At 60.2% G+C, this 13,461-nt stretch carries 14 protein-coding genes; 9 read left to right on the top strand and 5 right to left on the bottom strand.

What is annotated here, in order from left to right; translation table 11 throughout:
* The first annotated feature begins 178 nt into the window (after window positions 1–178).
* Complete coding sequence (bhcR, locus tag QZ522_RS13130) at window positions 179–1,006, top strand: HTH-type transcriptional regulator BhcR (protein ID WP_294612274.1); 828 nt, start codon at window positions 179–181, stop codon at window positions 1,004–1,006.
* A 127-nt stretch (window positions 1,007–1,133) separates the two neighbouring features.
* Here the strand turns inward: bhcR and QZ522_RS13125 are convergent, their stop codons facing one another.
* Window positions 1,134–1,823, bottom strand: a complete 690-nt coding sequence (locus tag QZ522_RS13125) for a YafY family protein (protein WP_294612270.1) — start codon at window positions 1,821–1,823, stop codon at window positions 1,134–1,136.
* Between the two features lie 46 nt (window positions 1,824–1,869).
* Here QZ522_RS13125 and QZ522_RS13120 point away from each other — a divergent pair, with 46 nt between their 5' ends.
* Window positions 1,870–2,508 (top strand): hypothetical protein, encoded by a 639-nt coding sequence (locus QZ522_RS13120; RefSeq protein ID WP_294612267.1) that lies wholly within the window; start codon window positions 1,870–1,872, stop codon window positions 2,506–2,508.
* 149 nt (window positions 2,509–2,657) lie between these two features.
* Here the strand turns inward: QZ522_RS13120 and QZ522_RS13115 are convergent, their stop codons facing one another.
* From QZ522_RS13115 to QZ522_RS13105, 3 genes are read right to left on the bottom strand one after another with little or no spacing between them, the layout of a single operon-like run.
* On the bottom strand, window positions 2,658–4,049 hold the full coding sequence (locus tag QZ522_RS13115) for an NAD(P)/FAD-dependent oxidoreductase (RefSeq protein WP_294612264.1): 1,392 nt from the start codon (window positions 4,047–4,049) through the stop codon (window positions 2,658–2,660).
* Window positions 4,049–4,345, bottom strand: a complete 297-nt coding sequence (locus QZ522_RS13110; RefSeq protein ID WP_294612261.1) for a (2Fe-2S)-binding protein — start codon at window positions 4,343–4,345, stop codon at window positions 4,049–4,051. Before QZ522_RS13110 ends, QZ522_RS13115 begins: the two co-directional genes overlap by 1 nt.
* On the bottom strand, window positions 4,323–5,420 hold the full coding sequence (locus QZ522_RS13105; protein WP_294612258.1) for an FAD-dependent oxidoreductase: 1,098 nt from the start codon (window positions 5,418–5,420) through the stop codon (window positions 4,323–4,325). The genes QZ522_RS13110 and QZ522_RS13105 overlap by 23 nt, the downstream gene beginning before the upstream one ends.
* Window positions 5,421–5,508: 88 nt before the next feature.
* On the opposite strand from QZ522_RS13105, the gene QZ522_RS13100 reads away from it, so the two are divergent.
* Window positions 5,509–5,709, top strand: coding sequence for a hypothetical protein (locus QZ522_RS13100; RefSeq protein WP_294612255.1), 201 nt, complete (start codon window positions 5,509–5,511; stop codon window positions 5,707–5,709).
* Here the strand turns inward: QZ522_RS13100 and QZ522_RS13095 are convergent.
* Window positions 5,681–6,559, bottom strand: a complete 879-nt coding sequence (locus QZ522_RS13095; protein WP_294612253.1) for a MurR/RpiR family transcriptional regulator — start codon at window positions 6,557–6,559, stop codon at window positions 5,681–5,683. The two genes, QZ522_RS13100 and QZ522_RS13095, sit on opposite strands and share 29 nt — an antisense overlap.
* A 149-nt stretch (window positions 6,560–6,708) precedes the next feature.
* Between QZ522_RS13095 and QZ522_RS13090 the strand changes: the two genes are divergently transcribed.
* The 6 genes from QZ522_RS13090 (at window position 6,709) to QZ522_RS13065 (ending at window position 13,398) form a co-directional block, all read left to right on the top strand.
* Complete coding sequence (locus QZ522_RS13090; RefSeq protein WP_294612250.1) at window positions 6,709–7,500, top strand: N-formylglutamate amidohydrolase; 792 nt, start codon at window positions 6,709–6,711, stop codon at window positions 7,498–7,500.
* The gene (locus QZ522_RS13085; RefSeq protein ID WP_294612247.1) at window positions 7,493–8,098 is read left to right on the top strand and encodes a TRAP transporter small permease subunit; all 606 of its coding nucleotides are present in this window, start codon (window positions 7,493–7,495) and stop codon (window positions 8,096–8,098) included. Before QZ522_RS13090 ends, QZ522_RS13085 begins: the two co-directional genes overlap by 8 nt.
* The gene (locus QZ522_RS13080) at window positions 8,088–9,410 is read left to right on the top strand and encodes a TRAP transporter large permease subunit (RefSeq protein WP_294612244.1); all 1,323 of its coding nucleotides are present in this window, start codon (window positions 8,088–8,090) and stop codon (window positions 9,408–9,410) included. The genes QZ522_RS13085 and QZ522_RS13080 overlap by 11 nt, the downstream gene beginning before the upstream one ends.
* Before the next feature lie 52 nt (window positions 9,411–9,462).
* On the top strand, window positions 9,463–10,503 hold the full coding sequence (locus QZ522_RS13075) for a TRAP transporter substrate-binding protein (protein WP_294612241.1): 1,041 nt from the start codon (window positions 9,463–9,465) through the stop codon (window positions 10,501–10,503).
* A gap of 74 nt (window positions 10,504–10,577) precedes the next feature.
* Entirely contained in the window at window positions 10,578–11,939 is a 1,362-nt protein-coding gene (locus QZ522_RS13070) for a glutamine synthetase family protein (protein WP_294612239.1), read from the top strand.
* Between the two features lie 76 nt (window positions 11,940–12,015).
* On the top strand, window positions 12,016–13,398 hold the full coding sequence (locus QZ522_RS13065) for an aldehyde dehydrogenase family protein (RefSeq protein WP_294612277.1): 1,383 nt from the start codon (window positions 12,016–12,018) through the stop codon (window positions 13,396–13,398).
* Window positions 13,399–13,461: the final 63 nt, after the last annotated feature.

The raw sequence follows: 13,461 nt of genomic DNA, 5'->3' as shown, positions 1-13,461 counted from the left end.
CTGATACTGACGCAGCATTCGATTCTTTTCAATTTTCTTGAAAACATTTTCCATTTATAAAATAAAATATCTAACTTTCGGATTTTAAATATTTTTTATTTTTTCATATTTCCACTGTCATTATTAATGAAAATATTTTTTAATTGCATGCAAATGTCTACCGAAAGGAAATCGCGCCATGACACCCCCCAAGCGCGCCCGTGGCCGCCCCAAATCCCAGTTCAGCGAAAGCTCTGCCGGGACCATGCAATCGCTGGACCGTGCGCTTGGCGTATTGGTGGCTGTCGCGCGCGAGGACCGCGCGACGCTGACCGATCTGTCGCTGGCGCTTGGCATTCCGACGGCCACCACGCACCGCATTCTGACCACCCTGCAAAAGCGCGACTTCGTGCGCTTTGACGATGAGCGCCAGGATTGGAGCATCGGCATCGAGGCCTATCGTACCGGGGTCGCCTTTCTCAAACGCTCGAACCTGTCGGATGTCGGGCGTCCGGTGATGCGCCGCCTGATGGAACAAACCGGCGAGACCGCCAATCTTGCGGTGCGCGACGGCGCCGAGGTCGTCTTCATCGGCCAGGTCGAAACCCAAAACCCTATCCGCGCGTTCTTTCCGCCCGGATCACGCACCCCGATGCATGCCTCTGGCACCGGCAAGGCGATTCTGGCCGCCCTGCCCGAAGATCGGCTTTTGACCCTGCTCAAGGGCGCGGGTCTCAAGGGGTTCACCTCACACACGCATGTGACGCCCAAGGCGTTGTTTGACGATCTGGAAAAAACCCGCGTACGCGGTTGGTCGTTTGATCGCAACGAGCGTTATGATGGCATGTCCTGCATCGGCAGCGCGATCTTCAACGACCGTGGCGAGCCCTGCGCCGGGGTGTCGATCTCTGGCCCCAGCAGCCGCTTTTCCGACGCCCATATCCCAGAGTTCGGCGCCGCCGTGGCACAGGCGGCGGCGGAAATCACCCACCTGATGGCCGGACAACCGGTTGAGGTGAAAGCCTAGGCTCTGGACCTGAAAACAAAATCCTCTGACTGGCGTCAAAGCGGACCTCGGTACGCTACGCAACGAAGGTCAGCTTTGAGCCCATACCTCCCGATTTCTGCCGGGAGTATGAATGACCGCAATGGGGTTACAAACTTCTCAGGTAGTCCGCAAACTCTTTGCCCTTTTCCTTCCTGAATACATCGCCCGTTTCGTTGATTGAGACGAGACGGTCCAATCTGAAATTCCTAAAGCCCTGCCTGATTTCACACCATCCTGTCAGCACCCAAACAGTTTCGAAGGCGGTAAGCCCAAGTGGTCTTACGACACGCTCGCTCTGGTATTCTTGAGCATCCTCATAAGTTACGGCCAGCTTTTCCCTGTGTCTAATAGCAGCTCTTAGACTGCTCAAACCTGAAGCAGCAACTGCTTTGTCCTCTCCGCCAACTGCCAACAATGGTTGTTGCAGGTGTCGCCGGTCCTCCGACAAGACTGTTTCTATTTTTCCCAAGAGTCGATGCGCCGCTTGCCCAAGTGCATCATCACCGCGCGCTGTCACCATTCGAACGCCCAAGAGCAACGCATCAAGTTCATCTGGATCGAATTGCAGCGGTGGCAGAAAAAAGCCTGCCTCGATTTGGTATCCAATACCACCTTCCCCCCGAATGGGCGCGCCCATGGACTGCAATGTAATGATGTCACGATAGATCGTTCTCACCGAAACATTCAGGTCGGCGGCGAGCATACCTGCGGTAACGGGCGTACGTCGCCCGCGCAGATGATCAAGTATCGAAAAAAGTCTAGTAGTCCGCATCTCGCCCCTGACAGAAATTGTCACTCGGTTCCTTTAGCACGCTGGGCAGCATCAGTTGAAAGGACTTTCTATGCTAAGGAAAAATGTAGGCCCAGTATCAGTAATGGGATTCGCACGGTACTCTTCCAAGCCGGGAGTTGACCCCGCTGACCTGATCGCCGCGACCCGGGTTTGGCAAACAGAGTTTTTGGCTCACCAGCCCGGAATCGCAATGCACTGCTTTCTTGGAAATCTGAAAGGTGACTTCGCAAACGCAATTCTTGCAACTGACGAAGCCTCCTTCATTGCCATGGCCCAAGAACACCCCAACGCCCCCTCCACCGGGCCTGTCATGGAAATGCTGGATCGAGACAGCATTCGACTGACCAAAAACAACCTGCTAGGTGAACCTGCGCCGCTGCCGGAAGGGTTTGCTTGCGTTGAGTTTGGGACATTCTCCCCTAAGGAAACAAAATCGTTCACTGAGAACGGCTTGCTGGAAGCGTCCCGTAGAATTGAAGGCGCCTACCTTTCGAAGTTTGAGGAGGCGAAGTCTCACTTTGTCGCCCGCATAGATGAGAAGACGTACGCGGAAATCGCCTTTGTAGAGACAACAGGCGCAGCGCGCGAAATCTGTGCAGGGTATGTGGGCAACAAAGACTGCACGCCCATGCTGGAGATGTTCAATCCAGAGTCAGTGGATTTAGATTTCTGGCACGTATTGGCCTAAATGAACAAGAGCTGCCGTTGGTGTGCCAGCATCCAACGGCAACTCCGTCCCGCATGGGAGACATCTGAAACCTCTGCCGCGACCGACTGATTTGTGGCATTTGGCACTTTAGAATTTACAGGTCCGGACCCTCGCCTACCAAGGGTGTGTTACTCCGCCGCCCCTGCGCCATCATCCATCGCCGCCAATTCGCCAAGCGTCACCGGCTTGAGCGGCGGGCGGATGCGGTAATAACCGGTCGCGTCATGGCTCTGGCGGTTTTCCTCTGCCAGAATCTGCGTCACGCTCAGCCCGCAATAGCGCCCCTGACAGGGGCCCATGCCCGCCCGGCCAAAGGCCTTGGTCTGATTGGGCCCGATACAGCCAAGTCTGGCATAGCCGCGAATATCCCCCGCCGTCACCTCTTCGCAGCGGCAGATAACGGTTTTGTCGGCGGGGCTGAGCGCCTCTGGCAGCGGCGGATATGCGGTGTCAAGAAACGGCCGCACGGCCAGTTCGCCATCCAGTGCACGGCGCAGGGGCACAGCTTCACTATCGCGCGTTGCGGTCTTAATCGCCCCCAGCCGCGCCGCGATATCAAGCGCCGCAAGTCGCCCGGCAATCGCTGCCACCTTTGCACCGCCGATCGCCGCCCCATCGCCGGCAATGTGCAGGTACTCGACCGAGGTGCCGCCCCAGCCGTCAAGCTCTGGCACAAAGCAATGCTGCGCCGCGTCCCAGCGATGCGGCACACCAACCGAGCGCGCGGCCTGGGTGTTGGGAACCACCCCGTGATGCAGAAAAACCGTATCGCAGGCGATGCTATGTGCCTTGCCTCCGGCGATGAACTCCACCGCCTCGGCGCGGCCTGCGCCCGTTATGGCAATGCTGTGCGCCCCCGTGTGGCGCACAACCCCGGCACGGCGGATTTCGTTCAAAAGGCCAAGCCCATTTAGAAGATAGCGCCAGCCGCGCAGCGCGCCGCCAAGGTGGCGCAACGCGCCCGTAAAGTCATTGCGCGTCTGGGTCTCGACCATGGCCAGCGGCGGGGTGCCCGCGCGCACCATCTGGGCGGCAATCAGATAGAGCAGCGGGCCTGCCCCGACCAGCACCGCGCGCCGCGCCAGGACACCCGATTGCTTGAGAAGGATTTGCCCGGCGCCCGCCGCCATCACCCCCGGCAAGGTCCAACCCGGCACTGGCATCGGCCGCTCAAGCGCGCCGGTGGCGAGCAACACATGCCGCGCGTCGATCAGCGCACCTTTTCCGACCTGCGTGCAGGCAAGGCGCGGCCCCTCTTCGATCGCCCAGACCACGGCCCCGGCGAGATGAGTGATGCCCGGCGCGCCAAGCCCTTGGGTCAGGGCGCGCCCTTCGGTGTAGTCCTTGCCCAAAAGGTCACCGCGCAGCGGCGCGACCCGATCGACATCGCGGTAAATCTGTCCGCCTGCGCGCGGCTGTTCGTCCAGAATGCAGACCGACAGGCCCTTGTCCGCCGCCATCTTCGCCGCCGCCATGCCCGCTGGACCGGCCCCGATGATTGCCAGATCAACCCGCGCCATCATCGCTCTCCTACTGCTGGCATGTTCAGGTTCAGCCCCTCGCTGACCTCCATCATGCAAGCCTGACGGCTTATGCCATCGACCTCGACCAAACAGTCGAAGCAGGCGCCCATCATGCAAAACGGGCCGCGCGGCGCACCGGATTCCGCTGTGTGGCGAAACGTGGTAATGCCAGCCGCCAGCAGGGCGGCGGCAAGGTTGGCCCCCTCGGGCAGGCGCAAATCCTGTCCCTGAAAGGTGACCGCAACAAGCGAGCGGCCCTCGCCAAGATCCTCAAACGGCAAAGCGTTGTTCACTGAACACCTCCAGATCAGGGGCCTTATCGGTCCCCTCAAGCCACTCGGGCAGGATCGTCGCATGGGCGGCGGCAAGGGTGATGCCGCTGTGACAAGTCACAAGATAGGCGCCCGGCATCGTGTCACTTTGCTGATAGATCGGCAGGCCATCGGGCGACAGCACCCGAAGCGCGCCCCAGCTTCGCACCAGTTGCGCGCGCGCAAGGGCCGGAAAGGCGGCAATCGCCTTGGCGGCAAGGCCCGACAGGCCCGGCTGTGTCACCCGGTCATCAAGGCCGACCTCTTCATTGGTGGCGCCGATCTGAATGCCGCCCTCATCGACCTGACGCGCGATCAGCGAGGGGCGGTTAATCATCTTCGGCAGTTTTTCGGTGATCAGAACCTGACCGCGCTGCGCCCGGATCGGCGCGATGAACCCAAGCCTCGGGCCAAGCGTCATCGCCCCAAGCCCAGCGGAAAGGATCATCTTGGTCGATCTCACCACCGTCCCGTCGGCGCAGGTCACGGTGAACAAAGCGGCGTTGGTCACATCAGTAACCATCCTGCCGGTCAGAACCCGGCCGCCGCGCCGCCGCACATCATCGGCAAGCGCCCTCAACAGGCGAAGCGGATTTGCATGGCCGTCCTGATGGTGAAGGATCGCCCCGACAACCTTGGGGCCAATGCCAGGCTCTTCCTTGTGCAGGGCATTTTGGCCGAGAACCTCGTAGGGGTAATCCCCGCCCAACCGGGCCTTGAGGCCTTCATAATCCTTGACCCGCGCCGCTAGGCTCTCTTCTGAAAAGTGAAGGTCGTAGCCGCCGTTCTGCTCCAACCCCACATCGCGCCCCGTCGCATCCCCAAGCCGGTCGGCAAAGCCGCGCCAGGCAGCGGCAGAGGTCTGTGACCACCTGGCATATCGCGGTTGCGCCATGCCCTTGGATTGCACCCAGACAAGGCCGAAATTGCCCCGGCTGGCGCGGAACGATCCGTCCTCGCCATCCAGAACGATAACGCGGCGTCCCTTGTTCAAAAGGCCCCAGGCTATGGACAGGCCGACAACACCGCCACCGATGATCGTGTAATCCGCCTCCATGTCGTGTCCTTATGCCAAGGGGTGAGGTCCGGGGGGATGCCCCCGGCCTGATAGGTTTAACTGTCACGAACCGGGTTGGAAACCAGCCTTGTTTGCAGATTTGATCAAGGATGCCCTGCCCCACCCGACCTCGACATCTTCAAGTGCGACCGGCCAGACCCCGGCCCATCGCCCGCGACCGGTGATCGCGGCGGCGTTTGGCGCGTATCTGGCGGGTCACGTCACCACCCTTCAGGGCGACATGCAGGCCGGGCTTGGCGCTATTTCTGAAACAGGCGGGTCGCGTTGAACAACGCGTCAAGCCGCTCGTACCGTTCGCGCGTGGCGGGCCAGCGCTCTTCCTGCGCGGCGGCAATCAGCGCCTCGAGAAGCATCATCGTCGAGACATTCGAATCCCATGCCGAAGGGATTTCGACCCAGCAATTGAAGGTATGCCGCGCCAGATCGGCAATCGGGCTGACCCATTGGTCAGTGATCAGAACCACCCGGACCCCCCGCGCCGTGGCAAGCTCTGCCAGTCGCAAAAGATTGGTTTCGTAGCGCCGTATGTCGAACATCAAAAGCGTGTCGCCCTCGGTCATGTCCAACAGGTAATGCGGCCAGGTCGCCGACGAGGCGGTCATATGGGTGACGCGTTCACGCACCGCCTGAAAGTGGGTGAAGGCATAATCGGCAAGCGCCCGTGTGATGCGCCCGCCCACCACGTAAAGCCGCCCCGATGTATCCGCGAGATCGCGCGCCGCCTGATCGAAACCATCGCTGTCGATATTTGCGAAGGTCTGTTCAAGGTTCTGGGTCACGGCCTGGGCAAAGCGGTTGAGGTGATGCGTCGCCGGTGCCTCGCTGGCCCAGTTGGCACGGCGTTGCGTGGGGCCAGAGACCTTGGCCTCTAGTTCTTTCAACAGGGCCTGATGGAACTGGGGATAGCCCTTGAAGCCAAGCTTTTGCACCATCCGCGCCACCGTCGGCGTCGAGACCCCGGCATTCGCCGCCACGATGGTGATCGAGGCCAGCCCCGCCGCCGGATAGCTGTCAAGCAGGGCCTGCGCGAACTTGCGCTCGGATTGGGTAAGCACGCCATAATGGTCGCGGATCAACTCGCGGACCGTCGCCGTGGGCTGGATTGGTGTCGTGGTCACATCACAAGTCCTGTTCTGGGTGCTGCCAATTTGGGCAGGCTGTTCACCATAGCCCGGCGCGACAGGACAATCACCCTGTCCGCCCTGAAAACATATTGACATAAATATTCTCGCATGGAAACATCTTTACAAATGCCGACGGGGGACAAATGCAAGGCAATCCGAACAGGGACGAGTCTGACACCGTAGAGGTGATCAACCCGACGGGCCGCGGCGCGGCCCTGATCCTGTGCGAGCATGCCTCGAACCACATTCCGGCACGCTATGACGGTCTTGGGCTGAAAGAAGGTGACCGGCAAAGCCACGCGGCCTGGGATCCCGGCGCGCGCGCGGTGGCGCTTGCCCTGTCGCGCGCCCTTGATGCGCCGATGATCGCCTCGAAGGTGTCGCGGCTGGTTTACGACTGCAACCGCCCGCCCGAGGCGCCAAGCGCGATGCCGGAACGCTCTGAGTATATCGAGGTTCCGGGCAATCGCGACCTGAGCGAGACCGCCCGCGCCGAACGTGTGCGCGCCGTCTATGCCCCGTTCTGCGATGCCGTCAGCACTCTGATTGCCGCGCGCAAGGCGGAGAACCTTGGCACCCATCTGATCACCATCCACAGCTTTACACCGCTGTATTACGGCCAGCCGCGCGATTGCGAGATCGGCATCCTGCACGACAGCGACAACCGCCTTGCCGATGCGATCCTGGACGAAGCGCACCGGCTGCCCGACCGTGTGATCCGCCGCAATGATCCTTACGGGCCAGAGGATGGCGTGACCCATTCGCTTAAACTGCACGGGATTGCCCATGGTCTGCCGAACGTGATGATCGAGGTGCGCAACGATCTTCTGGTCGGTGCAGAGGCGCAGGCCGCGATGACCGACGAGCTCCTGATGCTGCTGCACCCGGCGATGGCAAAGCTTGACCAGACGAGCCCCGGAGGGACGCATGCCTAAACCGATCCTCGCCTATATCCGCGCAATTGACGCGATGAACTATTACATCGGGCGCTTCGCGATGTACCTGATCTTTGCGCTGATCGGCGTGTTGCTCTGGTCGAGCTTTTCCAAGGCCTTCCTCACCCCCTCGCACTGGACGCTTGAAACCGCCCAATTCGTGATGGTCGCCTATTACGTGCTTGGCGGGCCCTATTCGATCCAGCTTGGGTCGAACGTGCGGATGGATCTGTTCTATGGCGGCTGGTCGGTGCGTCAACGGGCATGGTTTGATGCCTTCACCGTGCTGTTCCTGCTATTTTATCTCGCCATTCTCTTATATGGCGCCATAGGCTCGACCGCCTATTCGCTAGGCTATTTCGGCACCGAACCCTTCAGCTTTTTCTGGGATCTCCTGGTCACCTTCGTCACCGAAGGACCAAGCGGCGCATCAGAGAAAATGGGCTTCATGGAGCGAAGCCCGACCGCATGGCGCCCCTATCTCTGGCCGGTCAAGATCATCCTGTGCATTGGAGTTTTCCTGATGCTGCTGCAATCCCTTGCCGAGTTCTTTCGCGATATCGGCCGAATCCGCGAAGAGGCCTCTGATGTCCTATGAAATGATCGCCATTCTGATGTTCAGCTCGATGATGCTGATGCTTCTGACCGGGCAACGGGTGTTTGGCGCCATTGGCTTTGTCGGGGCCTTTGCCGGGCTGATGCTCTGGGGCACGGGCGGTGCCGACATGCCGTTTTCCGCCGCCATGAAGCTTATGAAATGGTATCCGCTCCTGACCCTGCCGATGTTCATCTTCATGGGCTACGTGCTGTCAGAATCCAAGATTGCCGACGACCTTTACAAGATGTTTCACGTCTGGATGGGCCCTGTGCGCGGCGGCCTGGCGATCGGCACGATCGGGCTGATGGTGCTGATTTCGGCGATGAACGGGCTGTCGGTGGCCGGCATGGCAATCGGGGCCACCATCGCTTTGCCCGAACTTTTGAAACGCGGCTATAACAAGATCATGGTGACCGGCGTCATTCAGGCCGGATCAAGTCTGGGCATCCTTGTGCCGCCGTCTGTCGTTCTCGTGCTCTATGCCATGATCGCCCGCCAGCCGGTTGGTCAGCTTTGGCTCGCGGGGGTCATTCCGGGGTTGATGATGGCGGTGATGTTCATCATCTACATCTATGTGCGCTGCCGGATGCAGCCCGAGCTTGGCCCGGTCCTTCCGCCCGAGGAACGCAATGTCCCGATGGCAGAAAAGTTGCGCCTGCTGCGCGCGGGGCTTTTGCCGCTGGTCATTTTTGCGGTGATGATGGTGCCCTTCGTCAAAGGCTATACCTCGCTTGTCGAAAGCTCGGCGATTGGCGCGATGGCCGCCTTTGTGGCGGCAATCCTCAAGGGGCGGATGACACGGGAGGTGTTTGAAACCTCGGTACGCCAGACACTGGCAATTTCCTGCATGTTCATGTGGATCATCCTCGCCGCCCTTGGCTTTGGCGCGATCTTTGATGGGCTTGGCGCGGTCAAGGCGATTGATCACCTCTTTACGGATCAGCTCGGTCTTGGCCCCTGGGCGATCCTGATCCTGATGCAGCTTAGCTTTATCCTTATGGGCACGTTCCTTGACGACACCGCGATGCTTGTGATCGTGGCGCCGCTTTACGTGCCGCTGGTGGGCAACATGGGGTTCGACCTGGTGTGGTATGGTGTGCTCTACACGATCACCTGCCAGATCGCCTATATGACGCCGCCATTCGGCTATAACCTGTTCCTGATGCGCGCAATGGCGCCGCCGGAAATCTCGATCCGCGACATCTATCGCTCGATCGTCCCCTTCGTGCTTGTCATGAGTTTTGCGCTGGCGGTGGTGATGGTCTTCCCGCAGGTCGCGCTCTGGCTGCCCGATTACGTTTACGGAAAATAACCCAAAGAACTCCGCCAACGGAGCATGACTCAAACCAACCAAGGAGAGATCAATGACCACCACCAGACGTTCATTCCTTCGCGCCGCAACATTGGGCGGCGCCGCAACATTGGCCAGCCCGGCCATTGTCCACGCTCAGGCCCCGATCAAATGGCGGTTCCAGACCTATGCCGGTGCTGCCTTGGGCGAATTCGTGACCAAGCCGGTCGTCGATTACATCAACAAGGCCGCCAATGGCGAAATGGAGATCGAACTTTATTACGCCGATCAGATCGTCCCCACCGGCGAGCTTTTCCAGGCGCTTCAGCGCGGCACCATCGACGCGGTTCACTCGGACGACGATTCCATGGCCTCGCCGACGCCGCTTCAGGTATTCGGCGGCTACTTCCCGCTGGCCACCAAGCACGCGCTCGACGTACCGGTGCTGTTCCAGCAATACGGCCTGGCCGATATCTGGCGCTCTGAATATGAAAAAGTCGGCGTGACATGGCTTTCGGCGGCGGGTCAGGATCCCTGTAACTTCAACACCAAGAAAGAGGTCACATCGCTGGCCGATCTTGATGGGCTGAAGCTTTATACCTTCCCCACCGCCGGGCGGTTCCTGTCGCAATTCGGCGTCGTGCCGGTCTCGATCCCCTACGAGGATGCCGAAGTGGCCGTGCAGACCGGCGAGCTTGACGGCATGGCGTGGTCGGGCATCACCGAGGATTACACCGTCGGCTGGGCCAATGTGACGGACTACTTCCTGACCAACAACATCTCGGGTGCATGGATCGGGTCGTTCTATGTGAACCAGAAGATGTGGGCCGACCTGCCCGAGCATCTCAAGGCCGTCGTGATGGCCGGGATCGAGGCCAGCCACACCTATCGCAACCAGTGGTACTGGGGCGGTGAGGCGCGCCTGCGCTCGACCGGAGATCAGCTCAAGCTGCGCTCGATCCCGCAGGAAGAATGGAAGGTCGTCGAGGAAGCGGCCGTGAAGTTCTGGGATGAAATCGCCGAAGAGGGCGAAATCCACGCGAAAATCGTCCAGATCTTCCGCGATTATAACGAAGTGACAAGCAAGGCTGGCCCGCCCTATACATTCGGCTAAGCCCTTTGCCCCGGCATGACAGGCGTGCCGGGGCACCCCCATGATGACGCCACCAAACACACAGGAAGTTCCCCATGCCAGGCCCGCTGAGTTTCGAAACCCTAAAATCCCAAGTTGCCGCCGGTGAGGTCGATACCGTTCTGGCCTGCCTTGTGGACATGCAGGGCCGTCTAATGGGCAAGCGGTTTCACGCGGGCCATTTCATCGCAAGCGCCTGGGAAGAAACCCATTGCTGCAACTACCTTCTGGCCACCGACCTTGAGATGAGCACGCCCGAGGGCTTTGCCTCGACCAGCTGGGAAAAGGGCTATGGCGATTACGTGATGAAACCGGACCTGAGCACCCTGCGCCCGATGCCCTGGCTTGAGGGCACGGTGATGGTGCTTTGCGACGTGCTGGATCATCACACCCACGAGGATGTGCCGCATTCCCCGCGCGCCATGCTCAAGAAACAGCTCAAGCGGCTTGAGGCCCTTGGCTTTGACGCGATGATGGCGACCGAACTGGAATTTTTCCTGTTCGAGCAGAGCTTTGAAGAGCTGCGCAAATCCGGCTATCGCAATCTTGTGCCGATCTCGGGCTATAACGAGGATTACAACATCTTCCAGACCACCAAGGAAGAACACGTGATGCGCCCGGTACGCAATCATCTGTGGAATGCGGGCCTGCCGATCGAAAACTCCAAGGGCGAGGCCGAGGCCGGTCAGGAAGAGCTTAACATCAAATACGCTCCCGCCCTCGATACCGCCGATTACCACACCATCGCCAAACACGCGATCAAGGAAATCGCCTGGCAGCAGGGCCATGCCGCCAGCTTTCTGCCGAAATGGGATCATGCGCGCGTCGGCTCTTCCAGCCATGTGCACCAATCGCTCTGGAAGGATGGCAAACCCGCGTTCTATGACGCGGATGACAGCCTTGGCATGAGCCAGCTGATGAAACACTACATGGCTGGCTTGCTGAAATACGCACCCGATTACACCTATTTCCTGGCGCCCTATATCAACAGCTACAAGCGCTTTCAAAAGGGCACCTTTGCACCCACGCGCACGATCTGGTCAGTGGACAACCGCACCGCCGGTTTCCGCCTCTGTGGCGAAGGCAGCAAGGCGGTGCGCGTCGAATGCCGGGTCGGCGGCTCTGACCTGAACCCATACCTTGCCATGGCCGTGCAACTGGCTGCGGGCATCAAGGGCATCGAAGATGCGCTTGAGCTTGCCCCGCCCACCGTTGGCGACGCCTATGCAGGCGAAACCGGGCTTATTCCACAGACGCTGCGCGATGCCTATGTGACGCTCAAGGGCTCTGCCATGCTGCGCGCGGCGTTCGGCGAGGATGTGATCGACCATTATGCCCGCGCTGCCGAGGTCGAGATCGAGGATTTCGACCGCGTTGTGACCGACTACGAGGTGGCGCGCGGGTTCGAGCGGGCGTAACAGCCGCGCCGTTGGATTTGAGTATTTTTGCCAAGAAGAAGCAGGGCGAGCACGCTTGCCCGTCACCAAGGATGCGATCATGCAGACATTGAAATGTATCTCACCCATCGACGGATCGGTTTTTGCCGAGCGCCCCGTGCTGTCGCTGGAAGCGGCGCAAGCGGCGGCGGGTCGGGCGCGAACGGCGCAGGCCGACTGGGCCGCACGGCCCTTGCAGGAGCGGGTCGACCTTGTCATGGCAGGCGTGGCCGCCGTGGGCGAGATGAACGATGAAATCGTCCCAGAGCTTGCGCATATGATGGGACGCCCGGTGCGCTATGGCGGCGAGTTTGGCGGGTTCAACGAGCGCGCCAGCCACATGGCTGCCATAGCCAAGGACGCGCTGGCCGATATCGCGGTGGGCGAGGATGCCACGTTTCTGCGCTATATCAAGCGGGTGCCGCATGGCGTGGTGTTTGTCGTGGCGCCGTGGAATTACCCCTATATGACCGCGATCAACACCGTCGCCCCCGCGCTGATCGCGGGCAATACGGTGATGTTGAAACATGCCACGCAAACGCTTTTGGTAGGCGAGCGGATGGCGCGTGCCTTTCACGACGCAGGTGTGCCGCAGGATGTCTTTCAGAACGTGTTTCTCGATCATGACACCACATCCGCCCTGATCGCCGGGCGCGCCTTTGATTTCGTCAACTTCACCGGCTCGGTCGGGGGCGGGCGCGCGATGGAGCGCGCAGCGGCGGGCACCTTTACAGGCCTCGGGCTGGAGCTTGGCGGCAAGGACCCCGGCTATGTCATGGAGGACGCCGATCTTGATGCCGCCGTCGATACGCTGATTGACGGGGCGATGTTCAATTCCGGTCAGTGCTGTTGCGGGATCGAGCGGATTTATGTCCATGAGAGCCTGTACGACGCCTTCGTGGAAATGGCCGTCGCGATTGTCCAGGGCTATACCCTTGGCGACCCGATGCAGCCCGAAACCACAATCGGCCCGATGGCCAATGTGCGGTTTGCCAATGAGGTACGCGGCCAGATCGCGGAAGCGTTGGACATGGGGGCTGTGGCACATATAGCCACCATGCCGGGCGATGACGGCGGCGCCTATCTTACGCCGCAGATTCTGACCAACGTGAGCCATGAAATGCGGGTGATGCGCGACGAAAGCTTTGGCCCGGTCGTGGGCATCATGCCGGTCAGGGATGACGCCGAGGCCATCGCCCTTATGAACGATAGCGAATTCGGCCTGACCGCCAGCCTCTGGACCGCCGATGTGGCGCGCGCCCAAAGGGTGGGTGATGAGATCGAGACCGGTACCGTTTTCCTCAATCGCGCCGATTACCTTGATCCGGGCCTGTGCTGGACCGGCTGCAAGAACACCGGGCGCGGCGGTGGCCTTTCGGTCATCGGCTATCACAATCTGACACGTCCCAAATCCTACCATCTCAAGAAGGTGACACAATGAGCCTGACAGGAAACTGGTCCTACCCGACCGCAATCAAATTCGGCGCAGGCCGGATCAAGGAAC

The organism is uncultured Roseovarius sp., assembly GCF_913054395.1.
In the GTDB taxonomy this organism is placed as follows: Bacteria; Pseudomonadota; Alphaproteobacteria; order Rhodobacterales; family Rhodobacteraceae; genus Roseovarius.
The sequence above is the reverse complement of the archived record's forward strand: the minus strand, read 5'-3'. Positions and strand labels throughout refer to the sequence as shown.

Bases quoted from the DNA above. Each gene is read 5' to 3' on its own strand.
- QZ522_RS13080 (WP_294612244.1), top strand. From the start codon at position 8,088: ATGTCCTATGAAATGATCGCCATTCTGATGTTCAGCTCGATGATGCTG.
- QZ522_RS13070 (WP_294612239.1), top strand. From the start codon at position 10,578: ATGCCAGGCCCGCTGAGTTTCGAAACCCTAAAATCCCAAGTTGCCGCC.
- QZ522_RS13115 (WP_294612264.1), bottom strand. From the start codon at position 4,049: ATGGCGCGGGTTGATCTGGCAATCATCGGGGCCGGTCCAGCGGGCATG.
- QZ522_RS13120 (WP_294612267.1), top strand. From the start codon at position 1,870: ATGCTAAGGAAAAATGTAGGCCCAGTATCAGTAATGGGATTCGCACGG.
- QZ522_RS13090 (WP_294612250.1), top strand. From the start codon at position 6,709: ATGCAAGGCAATCCGAACAGGGACGAGTCTGACACCGTAGAGGTGATC.
- QZ522_RS13085 (WP_294612247.1), top strand. From the start codon at position 7,493: ATGCCTAAACCGATCCTCGCCTATATCCGCGCAATTGACGCGATGAAC.
- QZ522_RS13105 (WP_294612258.1), bottom strand. From the start codon at position 5,420: ATGGAGGCGGATTACACGATCATCGGTGGCGGTGTTGTCGGCCTGTCC.
- bhcR (WP_294612274.1), top strand. From the start codon at position 179: ATGACACCCCCCAAGCGCGCCCGTGGCCGCCCCAAATCCCAGTTCAGC.
- QZ522_RS13075 (WP_294612241.1), top strand. From the start codon at position 9,463: ATGACCACCACCAGACGTTCATTCCTTCGCGCCGCAACATTGGGCGGC.